The following is a 17,893-nucleotide window of genomic DNA, read 5'->3' as shown; positions in this document are numbered from 1 at the left end:
TTTACGAATTCTTGCACCCTAACGGTCGTTTTTATGACTCTTCCCATTCGGAACGTTGCCATCATTGCTCACGTTGACCACGGTAAAACTACGCTTGTCGATGCTCTTCTTAAGCAAGCGGGAACGTTCCGCGAGGGAGAGGAAGTCCCAGACTGTGTAATGGACTCGAACGATCTCGAACGTGAGCGGGGCATTACGATTTTGTCGAAGAATACAGCAGTTCGCTACAAAGAAACGCTGATTAATATTGTCGATACGCCCGGGCACGCGGATTTCGGTGGTGAAGTTGAGCGCGTTCTCGGCATGGTTGATGGCTGTCTCTTGATTGTAGATGCCAACGAAGGCCCGATGCCGCAGACGCGATTCGTGCTGAAGAAAGCGCTAGAAAAAGGACTGCGCCCGATCGTCTTTGTCAACAAAATCGATCGTCCCCGCGCCAACCCGATGATTGCAGTCGATAAGGTGCTGGATCTATTCATCGAACTCGGCGCAGATGATGACCAGTGCGAGTTCCCGTACTTATTTGGTTCTGGTTTGACAGGATTTGCAAAAGATACGCTGGAAGAAGAGGCAAGCGATATGCAGGCACTCTTTAATGCGATTTTGCGCCACGTTCCACCGCCAGTCGGAGATGTAACCAAGCCCCTTCAGCTACAAGTCACCACGCTAGATTATTCCGATTACCTCGGTCGAATTGTGATCGGTAAGATTCACAATGGCTCGATCCGAATGGGTCAGCAAGCAGCGATCGTCACAGAAACCGGAGAAATCGTCAAGTCGAAGATCTCGAAGCTGATGGGCTTTGAGGGACTGAAGCGGATCGAAATTGAAGAAGCTACGGCTGGAAATCTTGTTGCCGTTGCCGGATTTGCTAATGCCAACATTGGGGAAACGATTACTGATCCCAACGATCCGCAGGCATTACCGTTGATTAAAGTTGATGAACCAACTTTGCAGATGACCTTTTCGGTAAACGACTCACCGTTTGCCGGTCAAGAAGGCAGTTTCGTTACGTCGCGGCAATTGCGCGATCGCTTGTACCGGGAACTCGAAACCAACGTAGCGCTCCGGATCGAAGATACCGATTCGCCGGATAAACTCTCGGTGTCTGGTCGAGGCGAGTTGCACTTAGGCATCCTAATCGAAACGATGCGTCGGGAAGGCTATGAGTTCCAAGTGTCTCAGCCGCAAGTGATTTTCCGTGAGATTAATGGTCAACCTTGTGAGCCGTTTGAAACCTTGATTCTAGATGTCCCAGAAGAATCAGTCGGTGGCTGTATTGAGCGCCTTGGACAGCGTAAGGGCGAAATGCAGGATATGCAGGTCGGAACCAACGGACGCACGAATCTAGAATTTGTAATTCCGGCGCGGGGTCTGATTGGTTTCCGGGGTGAGTGTATGCGACTGACACGCGGCGCGGGCATCGTTAACCACAGTTTCTTAGAGTATCGTCCGATCAGTGGCGCGATCGAAGCGCGTCGTAACGGTGTTCTGATCTCGTTTGAAGAAGGAGTTGCAACCTTCTACGCAATGCAGAACACTGAAGATCGCGGTGTGTTCTTTATTCGTCCGGGTACAAAGGTCTACAAGGGCATGATTTTGGGTGAACACAATCGACCCCAAGATCTCGAACTCAATGTCTGTAAAACGAAGCAATTGACCAACCACCGCGCATCGGGGGGTGAAGAATTGGTGCAGTTGAAAGAGCCGATCGACATGAGCCTAGAACGCGCTCTGGAGTACATCGGGCCGGATGAACTGCTAGAAGTCACCCCTGAATCGATTCGATTGCGGAAAGTGGCGAAAGCGAAGAAGTTAGCAAAGAAGTAATGGAGTCCCTCGCTTCGGTTTAAGCGGGTTGTGCCCCCTAAATCCTCCATTGTAGGCAGAGATTTAGGGGGCATCTCTTTAAATCTCCCACGAGTGGGGAATATGGGGGCTTCCCGGAGTCGTAATCGAAGCAGGCCTCTATCAAACTAGGGTTTACACAATAGAAAAGGAGCGATCGAACTTTTATCGATCGCTCCTTTTCTATTTTTCTAAGACAACCTCTCCATCTGCCTGAACCCAAGCGATCTGAGAAATTCGTCGTTGTTCTGCGTAGGCTCGAATCTCCTCGCGAGTTGCAGAACTCAAATCCACTTCAACTTGATCGCCGGATTGCCGCAACTTCTGAGCATGAGCAAACGCTAGCTGCGGCACCTCTGACACGACCAGCCAATCACACGCTGGCGTTTGTTTCGGTAGCTGTCCGGTGGTCAGCAACAATTGATGCAGATTTTCAAGCTGAAGCGAAAAGCCGATCCCCGGAATCGATTCGCCTTGCGGGTGAAACTGTCCGAGCAAGCGATCGTATCTTCCGCCCTGTCCGAGTACCACTTGCCCCGATTGCGCTACCACTTCAAACACAAGGCCGGTATAGTAATCAAACGTGCGAATCAAGCTTAAATCCAGCACCAAATGAACTTCTACGCTGACTTGTAGAAGTTCGATTAGAGATTTGAGATCACTGACGATCGACCGTTCTGTCTCATTCAGGTTCAAACTACTGACTTTCTGGAGAACATCCGTAGGTTTTCCACGCAGATCCAACAGCAGCAACGCTCGCTCGCGTAGCTCATCCGATAACGGTAAGGCTTCCAATCCAAGTCGATCGAGATGGGCAATGGCGTGACGTACCTTAGAGCGGATTGCTTCAGGAAAAGCAGAGAGCAGCGATCGCGTTAATCCCGCCTCACCTAAAATCAACTGTCCAGGAAGATCGAGACTCTTTAAACAGTCCATTAATAGTAAGAGAATCTCGGCATCCGATCGCAGACCGCCACCGCCCAGCAATTCGACTCCCGCTTGATAAAACTCTTGCTGACAGCTATGACTGCCTTCTTCAGCACGACGAAACACATTAGCGTTGTAATAAAGCCGTTGGGGAAACGTACTATTTGATAGCCGAGTGGCAACCGTGCGGGCGATCGAAGCGGTCAATTCCGGGCGCAAACCGAGGGGATCTTCCTCAAGCTGATGTAATTGAATCACCGTTGATCGCTCGATCGCGCCGCCTGCCATGAGCGTATCTAGGCGTTCCAGCGTCGAGGTAATAATCCGGTGATAGCCCCAACCGTGAAACACTTGCTGGAGCCGATCTTCAATCCAACGTTTTTGCGCGACATCGAGAGGCAGGAGATCGCGTGCGCCTGCGGGGGGCTGGTAAACCATTGAGTCTTTATGAGATAAGCGTTACTTTTTCTTGCCAAAAAGACCGCCAAACAGACTACCGCTAGATTTTGCTGTGGGCTTAGCTGCGGGTTTACTCTCTGGCAGTTTTGCTGCTGGAGGTTCGAGCTTTTGTTTGCCCTCAAGCGCGATCGGGTCTTGCGGATTGATGGAGAGCGCTTTGTTGAAATGAATTCTCGCCATCGTCGGTTGATTTTGCCGCAAATACACCACACCCATTAAACTGTGACAGCGGCTACTGTTTGGCTCAATTTTTAGGGCATCTCGCAATTCTATCGTTGCTTGGACATAATTTCCCTTTGCCATGAATCCTTCTGCGCGACGGTAATACTGATCGTTGAGCGATTCGATCGGAGTAGGAGCGGCTTGAGTGGGCGCTTTTGTTGACGTAGAAGTCGTGGTGTAGATTTGACTTCTGGGTGTGCTGCCCTCGGAAGCGCCTTCTCTCATCACCAGATACGCCAAATTCAGTTCGCTAATTTGGGCGGTGAGTTCGATCGCTTGGTCTAGCTGCTCGTATTGTCGATCGGACAAGTCCTTCAGGGCAGTGCGGTAGAAATAGTCAGCGTTGCTAGAAGACAAAAGCTGCCGTGCAAGACTACTACCAAAGTCGAGTTCGTGACGTTTGCGGGCGGCTCCTTGGCCTTTCATCTTCAGCACCAGCAGATGGTCGGTGCGGTTTTTTTCTTGAGAAAGATTCTGCCAAGCTGGATTGACCAATTTGGATAACAGTTGTTCGGCAAGCTGTTTATCACACCCAAGCTCTGCAACACAGCTATCTGGATGCAGGCGGCGGGCAATCTTCAGGTATTGTTTGCGGATTTCTTTAACCTCTGCCTCGATCGAAACTCCTAAAATCGCGTGAAAATCGGAGAAGTCCAGCAGAAACAGTCCGCGATCAATCTGAAAGCTCATGGGTTAACCTGTGATGTCGAGGAACAAAAACAGCGAACAGTGCGTTCGCCGTCTTTATAGTTCCTTTAAATCGGCAAAGCGCGACATCGACAGGTCAACCTATTTGCGCCGCACATCCGTCACGCGCCAACTGAGCTTGAGGTTAATCCAGAAATTCCAGAAGGTGACAAGCACGATCGCGATCGGTTTAGCAATAAATTCATTGATGCCAAAGACATCGTGAAACAGACTCACAATCAGCGCTTGCAGAATGATTCCCATCAAACAAATCATGTTGAATTTGAGGAAGCGCTTAAATCGCTGGCGTTTTCCAGGCTGCCCCCGCGAAATATCCCCAAATGTCCACAAGTCATTCCAGAGGAAGTTATTCACAACCGCCAGTTCAGCCGAGAGGATCGTACTGCGAGCGATCCCCAAGCCGAAATGCACTCTGAGCAGATAGAACGCTGCCATATCGACGAACACGCCAGTGAATCCCACCAAGCCAAACCGTAAGAAGCGCCCGAACTGGAACTTCTCGCGCAGCCGTCCGATTCTGCCTCGCGATCGCAGCTTTCCAAGGTGCATCAAGTATTCAACATACTGCCGCCAAGTGACCTTACTTTCACCTTCCTGTCGCTCTTGGAACACATAGCCGACCTCGGTAACGCGATCAACTTGTCCCCGACCGAGAACTTCTAACAGAATTTTGTAACCGAGCGGACTCATCAGACATTCCGCGATCGCGCTGCGTCTCACCATAAAATAGCCGCTCATTGGATCAGATACCCGCCCGACCACGTTCGGCAAGATCATCAAGCCGAGTAACTGCGCTCCCCGCGACAACATTCGACGAATAAAGCCCCAGTCGCTCGTGCCCCCACCTTCGATGTGACGACTCGCAACCGCGAGATCGGCACCATTTTTCACTGCCTGAATCAGTTTCAGCAAAACTTCTGGCGGATGCTGCAAATCTCCATCGATCACCCCCAACAGTTGACCCTGCGCAGCCTGCCAACCCCGAATCACGGCGGTTGATAAACCGCGCTCGTCCTGTCGCCGCATCACCCGTAAATTCGGATACTCTGCGGTCATCTGCTGCGCGATTTCCCAGGTGCGATCAGGGCTATCGTCGTCCACGATGATTAATTCGTAATCATTCGGGAGCGCATGATCAAGCAATCCCGATAACACTCGTACCACCTGTTCGATATTCCGCCCTTCGTTGTAAGTCGGAACCACCAGCGAAAAGTAGATCGGCTTGGCGGGTCGTTCGGTTTCTGGAGCATACGGAATCTTTAACTCACCAGAGGGCGGCAACAAAAGTGAAGGAGGCACAATCATGACGTAGTTAGGATAAAACGACAGAGATTATCGGGCAGTTTGATATAGTTTGAGTTCAAACTGATCGAGACTCATGGTTCCCGTAAGGGATCGAGTCTGGGAGAGCGAAAATCGTTCCTCTAAAACCTGTTGAATCTGTTGACGTTCTTGAACGGTTGCAGGTGACGACCAGACTGGATCACCACTTTCAAGCCAAATCACCCGACGATAATCAGAATTTTTAAGTGTGGCTTTTAGGCTGGTACTGAGTTGACTGGCAGGCTGAGCTAGTAAATCCACAGGACTGGTGGGCGGAATGTAATACGCCAAGCGATTGACGTGCCCCCAAGCTTGGGAATCCATTGCAATCAGCGTCGGAGCCGAGTCGAGTTGAACCATCTCTGCCACTTGATGAAACACCGATCGGGGTCTTAAAGTCAAATCCCCAGCATCGATCCCCAAGTACAGCAGTAGTACCAGGAGCGCGGCGATCCCTTGCTGTGCTTTGAGTTGTCGAATTGCGATCGTCATCAGCAATAAGCATCCTGGCAGCACAAAGATCAGCGCTCGTCCCCATCCAAACCCCAGCGTATATTTTTGCGTCGTCATATCGACACAAAATGCTAGGAGCAGAGGGAATAAACTCATCCCCAACCCTATCGTCAAGCTTAATTTTTGCCTAGCCTTCCAAAGATAGATTGTCGCCAGTCCAAGTACCACAGCTGCAATCAGCCCAGAGATTAAGGTCGGCTGCACCGATAAGGTCGTTGCCCAATCGCCCACAATTAAGTGCGCCCCTATCGTTTGGCAGAGATCTTGAAGGTGCAATAAGGCAGGGTTGCCGTCTCGCACTCCGAAGCGATCGAGGTCGGCGTTTCGTAACTGCTTCAAAGTTCCCGAAATCACCCACGGCAGAGTGAGCAGTCCCGCGACCGTCATTCTGATGCCATGTTGCAGCCAGTGCTTGCGATCAAGAACCAGCGCCAACGCTGCCAAAACAACAACCCAGTAGGCAAATAAGTAAAAGGTGAGCAGACCGAGCGCGATCGACGCGATAAACCCAACTTGCCACTTCCAGCGAGGGCGCGAAATCAATTCCAGCAGCGCCCAAACGCTGAGAATTGCCCACAGTACCAAGGGCGTGTACATTCGGACATTCAGCGAGTGGAACAGATAAAAGGGATTCGTCGCCAGCAGTGCCGCAAACAGTAAGCCGCTACGATGATCGAGTAATTTCCGTCCCAATCCGTAAGCAGCCGCGATCGCGCCCAAGCTCCACAAGACGGGCAAACTCCGCATCGCAATCTCGCTATTGCCAAAGAGACGCAACCAGAGATGTTGAGCGAAGAAGAAAACAGGGGGATGAGGTTCCCCTTTGTAAAGTCCTCGCACTAGGCCTTGTAGGGTTTTGGCGATCGCACCCAAAGAATTGTCAGGCGGCAAACTTAATAAAGCCGTGAATCGGGCAAGCGCGATCGGCGTATCGTCGGGCAGTGAGTATTGCAGCCTTTGACCCGTCGAGAGCAGCAGCGACAAAACTTCGTCGTACCAGAATTCGCGGGTTCCAAGATTGAGAATGCGGAAACAGATCCCAATGACGATCGCGCTGCCTAACAACATCTCTAGGGTTAAGGCTTTTCGCCCGTAGCGCAGGGCATTTCGAGTGAGCATGATTCAATTTGCTGGAGGGCTGCAATTAGTCTTCCCGTTCTTGCAATCTCGGCTATGATTCAGGTGCTTAATTTGACCGCAGCTTTCCGTGTTCTCCGGCTCTTATGGCAAAAAAGCAGAAAAGCAAGTCCTCGATCGACACAGACGCAACGCTGACCCTGAAGGAACGTTTAGCCGAAAAGCGCCAAGCAATTCAGGCTCGCAAAGCAGCAATGAACTTTATTTCCATGTCCACGATGATCTCGATCGTGGTTGGAATGGCGCTGTTTGCGATCGGGGGGATCAAAGGCGGAGCAGGAGGATTTGCGGGAGTTCTTACGCTGATGCTGTCGTTTAAGTTCCCTTGGCAAGCGCTTCACGCCTTTTTGATTTATATGCCATTTGGCGGCACAATCACCTATGCCACGGTGGGAAATAATCCCCTGATGCAATTGGCAAAAGATGGAATGTACATTCCTGCTCTGATTGCGATTTATCAAGGCTGTAAGCGGCAGAAGCTCTCGATGATGATTCCACCATCGTTGAAGACTCCCTTGCTGTTGCTGTTGGTTTACTGCATTTTGGTGCTGTTGTTTGTCAACGGGGCGCAGCAATTTACAGGTAAGCCCTCTGAGAAGCCCTTTTTGATGGGCATTTTGGGCTTGAAAGTGCTCTTGGGATACGCACCGCTGATTCCTTGTGCCTACTATTTGATCAAGAAGAAGCAGGATGTCTACAACCTGATGCGAATTACGGTCGTGGTTGTGATTGTCTGCTGTGGACTAGCATTTGTGCAGTATATGCTGCTCAAAACTGGGCGCTGTAAAGGAACCGTCGGAGAAGGTGCAGACTTGTTTAAAGCTTCTCTAGATGCGCGTTGCTTTGTCGGGGGATCGCTGCTGTATACGCCAGAACAAGGAGTGATTCGATTACCTGGAACCTTTGTAGCTCCGTGGCAGTGGGGCTGGTATCTAATTTCGAGCGCATTTACAACGTTTGCTGTGACGTTCTTCGATCGCAATCTCCTCTGGAAAATCATCGGCGGGATTGGGATGCTGGGGACGATTATTATGGCGGTGATTTGCGGACAGCGGATTGCACTGATGCTAGTGCCGACGATGATCGTGATTCAGCTTGTTACCACGGGTCAGATTGCGAACTTGAAGCGATTTTTGCCGATCGGGATTGGGCTAGTAGGTGCGATCGTCGTGGCGATGGCATCGAATCCAGCAGTAGTGCAAGAGCGAGTAGATAGCGCTGTGAGCCGCTGGAATGCGTCACCACCAGATGCGTTTATCAAAGAACAGTTTAATACGGTAGTACGGGGAGCCAGTTTACTGGGGAAAGGATTAGGACGGGCGACAAATTCGGCGCGGGCGATGGGAGAAACGGAATTGATTGAAACGTACTATCCCAAGGTGATGTATGAAATTGGACCAATTGGAGTCATTCTGTTTCTAGTGCTGGTGACGGGGTTAACGATCGCCTGTTTCAAAGCGTATCACTCTGTAAAAGACAAAAATCTCCGGGGCTATGGCGCAGTATTTTGGACGTTCGTTTTAGTGATTAGCTACAACACTTATTACTATCCGCTGGATGTCGATCCGGTTGCAGTGTATTACTGGTTTTTCGCGGGTGTAGCCCTGAAATTGCCGGAACTTGATCGATTAGAGCCAATTCCAGTCGAAGATCCGAAGAAAAAGAAGAAGAGAAAGCGCTAAAATCGCGTCTGTTTTAACAAAATGCGCGATCGTTTTGATGAGCATCGCGCTTGTCGCGACAACGGGCAGCATTTTTGAATAAAAATCACGATTTTTGTAGATTGCATCATCATTTCTTCAAAAAAATTGCGATATTCTAGCAAGAATCATCACTCTTTCACTAAATTCATTTTTCTAAACAAAGTACTGAGAAGAATTAAATCACCTTCATCTCTTTCTACAAACTTAAAGATAGCCTGCGGGAAACCTACCGGGTAAGTTTGCAGAGTATTCACTGTCACTTTCCTCTGTTTAATGCTCGAACATCTTCCCAAGTCTCAACTTCTAAAGCGGTGGCAAACTGTATTGCTCAAGCAGCCCTCGCATACGATCGTGCTTGCCGTCTTGTTAACGATCGGATTATTTGCACCGCAAGTAGCGATGAATTGGCAAATTTATGGGGATCTTAGTCGAATTCGTCAGCAGGAACAGCGATTACAACACTTGAACGATCGAGCCACCTATCTCGATGAAGTGCTCACCATGTCTGCCCTGATGAATGCGGCAACGGGCGATCGATCCTGGGAGAAACGTTATGACGAATTTGTTCCTCAACTCGATGAGGTGATTAAAGAGTCCATCCATCTTGTGCCCGATGTTTACTCCAGTGACGATGCAAAGCAGGTTGATGCTGCGAATCAAGCTCTAATTGCTTTGGAATTAAAGTCTTTCCAGCTAGTGCAGCAAAATCAGCAGCAGGAAGCGCTACAACTTCTAACCAGTGCAAATTACAAAGCGCAGAAAAAGATTTACGCGGCAGGAGTGGCTCAACGCGATACCAGAATTCAGCAGCAGCTTCAAATCTATTCTCACAATTACCAGACTGCTTTGATGTGGTCTTTGGTGATTATGACAACGAGTATCTTGCTTTTAGTGCCAACCTGGTTGGCTGTGCTGCAAATGCTGCGATCGTATTTGCACGATCGACGAGTTGCAGAATCGGCACTTCATCAGAAGAATCAAGATTTAACAGAAGCCTTGGAGCAACTCCACCAAGCACAGCATCTTATTCAGCAACAAACTCAGCATTTTATACAAACCGAAAAACTATCTAGCTTGGGTCAACTGGTTGCAGGCGTTGCCCATGAAATTAATAATCCAAACAACTTTATTAAAGGAAATCTATTTCATATTGAGCAATATTCTCAGGAGTTATTGAAGTTAATTGGGCTATTTCAACAAAACGTTTCTTATCTTCCGGCTGAGATTCAAGCTGAAGTTGAGGAACTTGATTTGGCATTTATCGCCGATGATTTGCCAAAAATTCTGCGCTCGATCGAGCTTGGAACTCTACGAATTGAAGAAGTGGTCACAGGGCTAAAAACCTTTTCTCACCTGGATGAGTCAGAACGTAAAACAATCGAGCTACATTCCAACCTTGAGAGCACGATTTCGTTATTACGACATCGCTTACATAAGACACTGCGTTACACAGAGATCCAATTAATCAGAGAGTATGGTGATCTGCCGAAAGTTGAGTGCTGTCCGAGCCAATTGAATCAGGTGTTTTACAGCATTTTATCAAATGCGATCGAGGCAATAGAGCAAGCAAAACCGCAGCGTCCAGTTATTCGGATCGAGACAAAACTCATTAATGAAAATAATGGAAAGTGGGTGAAAATTTCGATTTCAGATAACGGTGACGGAATTGACTCAGAGATTCAAGCAAAGATATTTGATCCCTTTTTCACCACAAAGCCGATCGGTCAAGGCAAAGGGTTAGGACTTTCGATCAGTCATCAAATTGTCACCAAATATCATCACGGCAAGCTTTATTACACTTCAACCCAAGCAGGAACAAAGTTTTTTATTGAAATTCCACTTCCGTCTGAGGTCTAAAGTCTAACCCCCTGGGAACACTAACGGCGATGTTTCCTCTGGCATTATGACTCAGCCTCTTATCTCAGTCATCATCCCAACCTATGGGCGTGAAGAACCACTACGAGAAACCCTGATCGATGTTCTAAAGCAAGATTACCCTCATTACGAGGTGTTAGTGGTCGATCAAACGCCCGTGCATGAACCGGGTACACAGCAGTTTCTAGAAGAGTTGGCGCAGGTCGGCAAGATTCGCTGGTTTCGCCTGAATTGGGCAAGTTTGCCGGGAGCAAGAAACTATGCAGTCCGGCGATCGAGCGGGGAAATTCTCGTGTTTATCGATGATGATGTGCAGCTAGAACCGAGCTATTTGACGGCACACGCGAAGAATTATCAGCGATCAGAGGTTGGAGCCGTTGCGGGACGGGTGTTCGATCGAATGAAGCTAGCCGATTTTGCACCAGGGTTAGAGATTCAAGACCTGCCACCGGAGGCGCATGATCCAGGAATTGCTTGGTATCACTTGAATCTGGTGCATACGGTGAAGCCGCAGCGCGTGCTGAGTGCGCGGGGTTGCAATATGTCTTATCGGCGCGAGATTTTCCAGCAGCATGGAATTTGGTTTGATGAACGATTTCGGGGAAGTGCCGTTCGAGAAGAATCCGATTTTTGCCTCAGACTTCGTAAGACGGGATTGATGATTTGGTATGACCCTGAAGCATCACTGGTGCATTTAGGCGAGGAAACGGGGGGCTGTCACGATATCAGCACGAAATCGCTGAAATATCAGATGACTTTTTATCACAATCACTTTTTGATGGGTTTGAACAATCTAAGCATTTCACAAGCCACGAGATTCTTTTTACGGCTGTTTGATTGCCACGTTTTAGGTCGTCCACCCTGCCATAAAAGCGGTTCTCCAATCAAAATTTTGATGCGACTTGGCTTTTATTTAGCTGGATTTATCAGCGCGATCGTCACTGTCATTCGCTCCCTTTGGAACAAGGGACAAATCTATACGCAACAAGATGAGGTAAGACCATGAAGATTCTCGTTGCAAGCCATTCGTACATTGTTGATTTGAATTGTGAAAAATTTCGCACTCTAGCGAAGTTAGAACCGGGAATTGAAGTGACGATCGTTGTGCCGAAGCGATGGAAACCGGGCGGCGTGATGAAAGATACGATCGAGACGCGCTATCAAGAAGAAGGCTCATTTCGAGTCGTTCCTATTTCTAACTTCAGCCAAAATAATCAAGGATTGCTGACCTTCGGAGCCGATTTAATCTCTTTACTTAAAGAGTTTCGTCCCGACATTATTCAAGTTGAGCAAGGCGCAAAATCGTTGGCTTATGCTCAATTGATTACACTAAATCATCTACTTAGACTGAAGGCAAAAAATCTCTTTTTCACCTGGTGGAATTTGCCGTATGAACTGAAGTTTCCGATTTCACTCCTCGAAGCATATAACTTGAAACACACGAGCGGAATCATTGCTGGAAATCAAGCTGGAGCCGAAATTTTGCGCGATCGTGGTTATCAAGGCAAACTTCAAATTATGCCGCAATTAGGTGTAGATGATTCTTTGTTTTGTCCGCAATCTCAACCGGAACTTACGACACAACTAGGAATTAATTCAGGTGATTTTATAATTGGATTTGTAGGACGATTCGTACCCGAAAAAGGAATTCTCACCCTGATCAAAGCATTGGATAATTTGCGAGATCGCACTTGGAAATTACTGTTATTAGGGCGCGGCGAACTCAAAGCAGAAATACAGCAACAGGCGAAAAGCTTAGGATTTAGCGATCGCTTAATTTGGATCGAAAGTGTTCCTCATGCTGAAGTTTACCGCTACATCAATTTGATGAATACTTTGGTCTTACCGTCCGAAACAACTTACCAATTTAAGACACTAACTTCGGTTGGATGGAAAGAACAATTTGGTCATGTGTTAATCGAAGCGATGGCGTGTCAGGTTCCGGTGATTGGATCAGATTCCGGTGAAATTCCGAACGTAATTGATCAAGCGGGATTGGTATTTCCAGAAGGAAACGTAGGAGAGTTAAGTGATCGACTCGCGCAATTGATGGATAACCGAAGTTTTGCGGAAGAGTTAGGGCAGCGCGGGTATGAGCGTGTGATTGCGAAATATACAAATCGGGCGTTGGCGAAGGAGTTACTGGAATTTTATCGATCGCTCTAAAACAATGAAAATCTTACAAATCATCCCGTCAATCTCCCTCATCTACGGCGGCCCCAGCCAAATGGTATTAGGACTATCGAGCACCTTAGCAGAAGCAGGAATCGAAGTGACGATCGCTACCACCAACTCAAACGGCGATGTCGGACAAGCTCCGCTCGATGTTCCTCTCGATATTCCAATTGCTCAAAACGGCTACGAAATTCGCTACTTTCGATGCTCCCCGTTTCGTCGCTACAAATTCTCGATCGACCTCCTTCATTGGCTTGCAAACAACGCTCAAAACTACGATTTAGCCCATATTCACGCGCTCTTTTCTCCGGTCAGTTCTTGTTCTGCGGCAATTGCTCGATCGCGCCAACTCCCTTACATTCTTCGCCCACTTGGAACGCTCGACCCTGCTGACCTTCAGAAGAAACGACACCTCAAACGCCTCTACGCTGCGGCACTTGAACGTCCAAATCTCGCGGGAGCCGCTGCCGTTCATTTCACCAGCGACCAAGAAGCCAAAACCTCAGAGCGATTTAATACAGTGACTCGTGATTTAGTGATTCCGCTCGGTGTCAGTTTGCCGCCTTCTGAATCGAGTTCAATTCATGAGAAGTATGGAATTCCTGACGATCAACCGATTCTGCTTTTCATGTCACGCATCGATCCAAAAAAAGGCTTAGATCTGCTGATCCCCGCCCTTGAGCAACTGGATCAAAACTTTCATTTCGTTCTTGCGGGTGGAAATTCTCAAGATCCAAGCTACGAAGCAGCCATCCGCAATCGCATCCAAACTTCCCAACTTAAAGACAAAACCTCGATCGTCGGCTTCGTCACCGGAGCCGAAAAAACCGCTTTACTCAAAGCTGCTGATCTATTTGTCTTGCCTTCATACTACGAAAACTTTGGAATCGCAGTTGCAGAAGCGATGAGCGTCGGAACTCCGGTTGTCATCTCCGATCAAGTCCACATCTGGCAAGAAATCGAGCGATCGCAATCCGGCTGGATTTGTACTTGCGATGTCGAGAGCCTAACTCAAACGCTAAAAGCAGCCCTGCACGATCGCGCCGAACAACTGCGATGCGGCAAGAACGCTCAGAATTATGCTCAAACTTATTACAGTTGGAACGCGATCGCTCAACAGACGATCGCTGCCTACCGCGAAATTCTCAGAAAATCGGCAAACCCGTAAAGGCTGATCAACAGCAACAGCGTTGCCATGACCTGAGTTGGGCGCGGACGAATCGCTGGAATCAATGCTTCACGTACCAAAATCGACGCACAAGCTCCGACTGTCAGCACCAAGCCCAGCAGTAAATAAGCCGATGCCGACTGCGCCGACTCTGACTGTATCAGCCAGACACTAAACAGCACCATCGACAGCGCTAACATTAGCGTCTCAATCAACTGGGGAGGATTCTCCTGGCTCATAAACTCGATCGTGTGCCAAAAACTCCGCCACTGCCGCATAACCCTTCCCCGCGCCAAGAAACTTGTCATCCTTCTACCTTTATCAGGTTTGCAAAGTTTTTTTCAAGTCTGCGATCGCGCTTTCGAGTTCCACTTGCGGGAACGATCGATAAAATCGACTCACGCTGAAGAAAGGCTCCGGAGTCGCCAGCACTAAGACGCGATCGCCATACTCATATAATCGTTTAATTAATTCGGCGGGGGCAACAGGTGCACAAATCCAAATTTCTTGCGGTTGCTGTTCGCGCAGGGCTTTCGCCGCTACTGAAATCGTCATACCTGTCGCAATTCCATCGTCAACGAGAATGGCAATTCTACCGGATGCTGTCACATCCGGACGATCTCGAAATTGCTCCAGTTGTTCTTTCGCTTTAGTTTGGGCACGTTCTAGCGCCTCTTGCCAACCTGAAAGCCTGGCATTGAGCGATCGCAAAACCTGCCCGTCTGCAGTCACGGCTCCGATCGCCAGTTCTGGATCTTGAGGACGAGTAATTTTCTTAGCCACTAGAATATCAAGCGGACAGTGAAGCGCTTCGGCGATCGCGGCTCCAATTCCGACTCCTCCACGCGGCAGCGCATAAACGATGTAAGAGGCATCGAGAGATTGGGCTTCCTTCAGAGCTAATTGAGCGAGTTGGCGACCTGCATCAGCGCGATCGTCAAATAAGATGGCATCCGGAGACAATTGTGGCGAAAACATCGTTCCTCCTGCCAAATCTAAAAACTACTTTCAGCTTAGATCAAGCTTCTTGTTCCGGACAGAGACATCTTAAAAGCTTACGCCTCGCCTTTTAGATCTTTCATCCGAACTCGCACAGAATTCGCGTGAGAATGCAACCCTTCTGCGGTCGCCAGGCTGTCTACCGCACTCGCAACTTTCTGAAGTGCGATCGGTGAATATTGGATCAAGCTGGAGTGCTTCAAAAAGGTTTCTACACCCAGCGGTGACGCATATCGAGCCGATCCAGAAGTCGGCAGGGTATGATTCGGCCCAGCTAAATAATCACCAACCGCTTCAGGCGTTGAATCGCCTAAGAAAATCGCGCCTGCGTGTCGGATGTTTTGCAGCAATTCCCAAGGTTCAGCCACTTCGAGTTCTAAATGCTCTGGAGCAAACTCGTTTGACAATTCTGCGGCGGCGGCTAGAGAATCCACGACGATGACGATGCCGTAATGAGCGATCGCCTTTTCCGTCAAAATCCGACGCGGATGATCGATCAGCTGCTGTTCCACTTCATCCACAACCTTACGAGCCAAAATCGAATCGGTCGTAATCAGAATTGAGGCTGCCATCGCATCGTGTTCGGCTTGTGCCAGCATATCAGCGGCAACGTGAGTCGGGTTTGCCGTGTGGTCGGCAATGACCAGCACTTCTGAAGGCCCTGCCAGCGAATCAATTCCGACCGTGCCGTAAACGAGCTTTTTCGCCAGCGTCACGTAAATGTTACCCGGCCCGGTAATCACATCAACCTTTGGAACGGTTTCTGTTCCATACGCTAATGCCCCGATCGCTTGCGCTCCCCCAACTCGATAAATTTCGGTCACACCCGCTTCCTGAGCCGCCACGAGAACGGCTGGACTAATTGCTTTATCTTTTCCGGGCGGTGTCACCATCACGACACGCGGCACCTGAGCGACGATCGCCGGAACCGCATTCATCAGCACCGTACTCGGATAGCAAGCCTTGCCGCCCGGAACGTACAAGCCCGCACGATCAACCGGAGTATACCGTTTCCCCAGCACAATCTCATCCTCGCCAAAATGCACCCAGCTTTTTGGGACGCGCTGACGATGAAAGGCTTCAATTTGCTGACGAGCTAACCGGATCGCGTCGAGCAGTTCTCCTGAAACTTGGTGGTACGCAGCTTCAAGCTCACGCGCACTCACTTTGAGTTCTTCAGGCTTTAAGTCTTGTTGATCAAACTCTAGGGTGTACGCGAGTAAGGCGCGATCGCCTTGGCGTTTTACAGCTTGCAGTACCTCCCGGACTGTCGCTTCTTTATGTACAACTTGCTCATCATGAGTACGATCGCAAATGCGTCGCAGTTCAGATCTTGCCTCAGCCCACTGAGTAATAATTCGCAGCATGGAGTTATGTCAGTCGTGAAAGAACCCGTCCGAGAGAAATGCAGGGTTTGAATGATTCTAACGATCTCGCGCCCAAAATGGGGAGCTTCTATGTCTTTTTATCTAGCTTAACCTGGATTTTAGAGATTCAGACACGATCGTTGGTCAACGATGCTATAGTATTTTATCTGACTATTTTTCTGTCCATTCTAGAAGCTCTCCAAGACTCACCGTGGCAAATATCAAATCTGCTAAGAAGCGCGTTCAGACCGCAGAACGCAACCGTCTGCGAAATAAATCCTATAAGTCAGCGATCAAAACGCTGATGAAGAAGTACTTTACGGCTGTGGATCAGCTTGCGGCAAATCCGTCAGATGAAGCAAAACAAGCAGTTGACGAAGCAATGTCTGCGGCTTACAGCAAGATCGACAAGGCTGTAAAGCGGGGCGTTTTGCACCGCAATACTGGCGCTCGTCGCAAAGCTCGTCTCGGTCGCGCCCTGCAAAAGCAAACCGTAGCAGCTTCATAGTTTGCACTTTTACAAAGAATGCAGCTGATCGATACTCATGTGCATATCAATTTCGACGCATTCAAGCCAGATTTGGATGAGATCGCGTCGCGCTGGCGTGAAGCGGGTGTCGTTCGACTCGTTCATTCCTGCGTAGAGCCGTCAGAATTCGATCAAATTCGAGCCTTAGCCGATCGCTTTCCAGAATTATTCTTTGCAGTGGGACTTCACCCGCTGGATGTCGAGGAAAAGTGGTTAACGGATTCGACTTCAGAGATTCTGACCTTAGCGCAGTCCGATCAGCGAGTTGTGGCAATTGGCGAAATGGGCTTGGATTTTTTCAAGGCAGAGAATCGAGACCAGCAGATCGAAGCGTTTCGGGCGCAGCTTGCGATCGCGCAACAGCTCGATTTGCCTGTGATCATTCACTGTCGAGATGCGGCTGAAACGATGGCGCAGGTTGTGCAGCAGTTTTGGCAAGAACAAGGACAAGTCAAGGGTGTGATGCACTGCTGGGGCGGAACTCCGGAGGAAACGCAATGGTTTCTCGATCTGGGGTTCTACATCAGCTTTAGTGGAACGGTGACGTTTAAGAACGCCAAGCAAATTCACGCATCCGCGCAAATGGTTCCAAGCGATCGCATCTTAATCGAAACCGATTGTCCGTTTCTTGCTCCAGTTCCCAAGCGCGGCGAGCGACGAAATGAGCCTTCCTACGTTCAATACGTTGCTCGTCAGGTTGCCGCTTTACGCGATACGCCGATAGAGCAGTTTGCCGCGCAAACGACTCAGAACGCTTGTCAACTCTTTGGCTTAACGGTTCCTGAACTGGCAGTGATCTGAATCGAAAATGGATCACACAAATTCGCGAGATCGTCAAGACACAAAATGAAAAACTTGCGTCATAATGAGAAGAGTGCGAAAATTGCTAGGCAAAATTTTGATCGACCTGTTGACTCCCCAACCTCTCAGTTCTGAGAAG

General features: G+C 49.0%; 15 protein-coding genes. 8 read left to right on the top strand and 7 right to left on the bottom strand.

The window, feature by feature from the left end:
• Window positions 1–33 precede the first annotated feature (33 nt).
• Complete coding sequence (gene typA, locus NC980_RS15215; protein WP_190379455.1) at window positions 34–1,830, top strand: translational GTPase TypA; 1,797 nt, start codon at window positions 34–36, stop codon at window positions 1,828–1,830.
• Window positions 1,831–2,031: 201 nt separating this feature from the next.
• Here typA and NC980_RS15210 read toward each other — a convergent pair whose 3' ends face one another.
• The 4 genes from NC980_RS15210 to NC980_RS15195 all read right to left on the bottom strand — a co-directional run bounded on the left by NC980_RS15210 (window position 2,032) and on the right by NC980_RS15195 (window position 7,119).
• Complete coding sequence (locus NC980_RS15210) at window positions 2,032–3,213, bottom strand: ATP phosphoribosyltransferase regulatory subunit (protein ID WP_190379454.1); 1,182 nt, start codon at window positions 3,211–3,213, stop codon at window positions 2,032–2,034.
• 21 nt (window positions 3,214–3,234) lie between these two features.
• Window positions 3,235–4,146 (bottom strand): tetratricopeptide repeat protein, encoded by a 912-nt coding sequence (locus tag NC980_RS15205; protein WP_190379453.1) that lies wholly within the window; start codon window positions 4,144–4,146, stop codon window positions 3,235–3,237.
• Between the two features lie 99 nt (window positions 4,147–4,245).
• Window positions 4,246–5,469 (bottom strand): glycosyltransferase family 2 protein, encoded by a 1,224-nt coding sequence (locus NC980_RS15200; RefSeq protein ID WP_190379452.1) that lies wholly within the window; start codon window positions 5,467–5,469, stop codon window positions 4,246–4,248.
• A gap of 27 nt (window positions 5,470–5,496) precedes the next feature.
• The gene (locus tag NC980_RS15195; RefSeq protein WP_190379451.1) at window positions 5,497–7,119 is read right to left on the bottom strand and encodes a glycosyltransferase family 39 protein; all 1,623 of its coding nucleotides are present in this window, start codon (window positions 7,117–7,119) and stop codon (window positions 5,497–5,499) included.
• 104 nt (window positions 7,120–7,223) lie between these two features.
• On the opposite strand from NC980_RS15195, the gene hpsL reads away from it, so the two are divergent.
• The 5 genes from hpsL to hpsP all read left to right on the top strand — a co-directional run bounded on the left by hpsL (window position 7,224) and on the right by hpsP (window position 14,058).
• Window positions 7,224–8,819 (top strand): hormogonium polysaccharide biosynthesis protein HpsL, encoded by a 1,596-nt coding sequence (gene hpsL, locus NC980_RS15190; RefSeq protein ID WP_190379450.1) that lies wholly within the window; start codon window positions 7,224–7,226, stop codon window positions 8,817–8,819.
• Between the two features lie 294 nt (window positions 8,820–9,113).
• Window positions 9,114–10,697, top strand: a complete 1,584-nt coding sequence (locus tag NC980_RS15185) for an ATP-binding protein (protein WP_190379449.1) — start codon at window positions 9,114–9,116, stop codon at window positions 10,695–10,697.
• A 46-nt stretch (window positions 10,698–10,743) separates the two neighbouring features.
• On the top strand, window positions 10,744–11,721 hold the full coding sequence (gene hpsN, locus NC980_RS15180; protein WP_190379448.1) for a hormogonium polysaccharide biosynthesis glycosyltransferase HpsN: 978 nt from the start codon (window positions 10,744–10,746) through the stop codon (window positions 11,719–11,721).
• Complete coding sequence (hpsO, locus tag NC980_RS15175; protein ID WP_190379447.1) at window positions 11,718–12,881, top strand: hormogonium polysaccharide biosynthesis glycosyltransferase HpsO; 1,164 nt, start codon at window positions 11,718–11,720, stop codon at window positions 12,879–12,881. The genes hpsN and hpsO overlap by 4 nt, the downstream gene beginning before the upstream one ends.
• Window positions 12,882–12,885: 4 nt before the next feature.
• Complete coding sequence (gene hpsP, locus NC980_RS15170; protein WP_190379446.1) at window positions 12,886–14,058, top strand: hormogonium polysaccharide biosynthesis glycosyltransferase HpsP; 1,173 nt, start codon at window positions 12,886–12,888, stop codon at window positions 14,056–14,058.
• Here the strand turns inward: hpsP and NC980_RS15165 are convergent.
• From NC980_RS15165 to hisD, 3 genes are all read right to left on the bottom strand, one after another.
• Window positions 14,022–14,366, bottom strand: a complete 345-nt coding sequence (locus NC980_RS15165; RefSeq protein WP_242027208.1) for a hypothetical protein — start codon at window positions 14,364–14,366, stop codon at window positions 14,022–14,024. The genes hpsP and NC980_RS15165 overlap by 37 nt on opposite strands.
• Before the next feature lie 13 nt (window positions 14,367–14,379).
• Window positions 14,380–15,036, bottom strand: coding sequence for a phosphoribosyltransferase family protein (locus tag NC980_RS15160; protein ID WP_190379445.1), 657 nt, complete (start codon window positions 15,034–15,036; stop codon window positions 14,380–14,382).
• A 77-nt stretch (window positions 15,037–15,113) separates the two neighbouring features.
• Window positions 15,114–16,424, bottom strand: a complete 1,311-nt coding sequence (gene hisD / locus NC980_RS15155) for a histidinol dehydrogenase (protein WP_190379444.1) — start codon at window positions 16,422–16,424, stop codon at window positions 15,114–15,116.
• A 211-nt stretch (window positions 16,425–16,635) separates the two neighbouring features.
• Here hisD and rpsT point away from each other — a divergent pair, with 211 nt between their 5' ends.
• Together rpsT and NC980_RS15145 are read left to right on the top strand one after the other, a co-directional pair.
• Window positions 16,636–16,932, top strand: a complete 297-nt coding sequence (gene rpsT / locus NC980_RS15150) for a 30S ribosomal protein S20 (RefSeq protein WP_190379443.1) — start codon at window positions 16,636–16,638, stop codon at window positions 16,930–16,932.
• Window positions 16,933–16,950: 18 nt separating this feature from the next.
• Window positions 16,951–17,754 carry a TatD family hydrolase gene (locus NC980_RS15145; protein WP_190379442.1) on the top strand — a complete coding sequence of 268 codons (804 nt, stop codon included), beginning with the start codon at window positions 16,951–16,953 and terminating at the stop codon, window positions 17,752–17,754.
• The last annotated feature ends 139 nt before the right edge of the window (window positions 17,755–17,893 follow it).

It is taken from the genome of Leptolyngbya sp. AS-A5 (genome assembly GCF_039962495.1).
Lineage (GTDB): Bacteria > Cyanobacteriota > Cyanobacteriia > Leptolyngbyales > Leptolyngbyaceae > Leptolyngbya.
This window is presented reverse-complemented; position numbering and strand designations above follow the sequence as displayed.